Source organism: Bifidobacterium sp. POST2/T3 (B1), assembly GCF_058197115.1.
Genome location: NZ_JBVPQK010000425.1, coordinates 1 through 2,191, shown reverse-complemented (window position 1 = coordinate 2,191; position 2,191 = coordinate 1). Strand labels below are relative to the sequence as shown.

General features: G+C 64.7%; 2 protein-coding genes. Both read right to left on the bottom strand.

Annotated features, from left to right (window positions below; genetic code table 11):
- Positions 1-731: GNAT family N-acetyltransferase (locus tag AC0AP0_RS12420; protein WP_490430707.1), on the bottom strand; the 731-nt coding region annotated here is incomplete at its 3' end.
- A gap of 128 nt (positions 732-859) precedes the next feature.
- On the bottom strand, positions 860-2,191 hold a 1,332-nt coding region (locus AC0AP0_RS12415; protein WP_490430706.1), incomplete at its 5' end, for a PD-(D/E)XK nuclease family protein.

The window sequence follows — 2,191 nt, the reverse complement described above, 5'->3', positions numbered from 1 at the left end:
CCATGATCACCATCCTTGCCCAGCTGGTCGCTCACACGGCCTCCGTAGATGAAGATGTCGTCAATACCCTCAAAGAATTGCGGGTCATCGGAGGGGTCGCGCCCGGCAAAGGCCGCATGGTCCTGCCCCTTGAGCTCGGCCAACCGCTCCATGCCCTGATGGTCATAGAAGCCCACGTCGCAGGAGGAGTCCGTATGCAGATAGAAGCGCTCGATGCCCGCCTGGTCCAGATGCTCCAGGGTGTCCCGCCACAGAGCGCCGCCCACGCCGCGTCCCCGGGCACTACTGGAGACCAGGAAGAGCCTCAGTTCAGCCTGGGGCGGGACGGCCAGACCGCACTGCTCCTCCAGCCTGACCTCGGTCAGCTGCCACTGGCGGGCCCGGTCCAGGGTCCGAGCGCCCAGCGGCGTGGCAGACAGCTGCTGGTCCACTCGCTCCAGCTCCTCTTCAGCCTGAGGGAAGCAAGGTTCGCCACGTCCCTCGGCCAACAGAGTTACACCCAGAAAGTCCTGCCCATCGACGGCTATCCGAGCCCTGGTGGCATCTACTAGATAATGCAGGATGAAATGCGCGGCGCTCAGCCGGGACACGGTTCCCTCGGGATCCTCCTGCACCTTCCAGGTGGCATCAAAGGTCCCCACCAGGTCGGGCATATCCGCCCAGACCATGGGTCTTATTGCCACGCTCCCCTTCCGCCGTGAGGCCTGGTCGTGATTACTGGACGTTGTCATCTGTCTCATTGCTCCATTCGGGCGTGCCCGGCCCCACGACGGCCCCTGGCCGTCTGCCGATCGCCTGCTGTTCATGATTGCCGATGCGCGGCACCCATCGCCCTTATCTGGCGGGGTCTGTCGCAGACTCAGTCCTCGTCCGACTGCTCGGGTACGCCCTCGGCTAAGGTTGCAAGAATTTCTTCTTCGGTCCTGGCACGGGCCCTGATGAGTCGATCCTGGGGCTGGTCTTCACTTACATAATAAAGGCAGGCGTCGATGGTCGACAGGCCGATACCCTCCAAGCGTGACAGGAGCAACCGGTAGAAGTCCAGCTGGACCAGACGGCGGTTGGTCGACTCCTCTCCATGCGGTCGGGCTCCGGTCTTCCAGTCCACGATGGTGTAGCGCATATCGGTGCGCTCAGGGTCCAGCCCACCTGCGAAGACCGCATCCAGCTTGCCCTTGACGATAGAGCCAGCCAGCTCCGCCACGATGGGCCGTTCCACCCAGACAGGAGTGCGCTGGGCCCAGTCAGACTCAGCCAACCTCCGCTCCCAGGTCAGCAGACGGGCCTGTACGGGATCGGCCTTGGAATCCAGGGACTCCCGCTCCTGGTCAAGCCCGGCCAGCATTCGGGCTCGCTCAGCCATGGCCCCGGGGCCCAGCGGACCATCGAGCAGGTTCGGTGCTTCCGCCTGGTCAGGCAGGTCTACCAGTCCTTGAGGGGCAGAGATCTCGGGCAGAATGAAACGCCTGGCCCAGTCGTGGAAGCGGGTGCCCGCCTCGGCCTGCGGAGAAGCTACCTGAGGTATGGGTCTGACCAGCCCCTGCCAGTAATCCCTCTCCATCTTGGGATCGCCCCCTGCCGAGCTGGCCTGGATGGCGGTGACGCTGCTAGCCCCATGTCCCAGGATTCGGCGGCCGGTGCGCCGCAGCAGATCCAGATCCGTGAGCAACTGGTCGTCAGCCACCCCTAGGCGGCCTGTGCTGACCTGCAGGACGCGGACCGCATTGGCGTAGAGCCCGTCATCGCCCTCATCAGGGATTTTGTGGTCGTCTGGTTCCCCGGCGCGCACCCAGGCGGCCGAGCGATCCAAGGCTTCACGGGTCCGCGCACTCAGAACAGGAGGCCAAAGCGCCTGCTCACGCTCACCGTCTCGGGCGGCGACCTGGTCCACCTCCTCCAGGGCACGGTCGACGACAGCCTGGCGGTAGGACTGGGCGTTCTCACCGACAAAGAGCCCCAAGGGTGGCGTTGGCTCGCCCTCATGTGTATCCTTTGCGGGCTCCAGCTTGACCGCATTGGGCTCTTCCTGAAAGAGCTCCACCAGTTCAGTCCAGAAGTTGGAAGCCTTGTCCGGGTCCGGTGCCGGCGTGTTCAGGGCCGCAGACTCCGCCTGGGAATCCTGGCTGAAGGTCAGCAGCAGGTCATGCCGGGCCCTGGTCGCCGCCACGTAGATCAGCCGCCGCTCGTCATC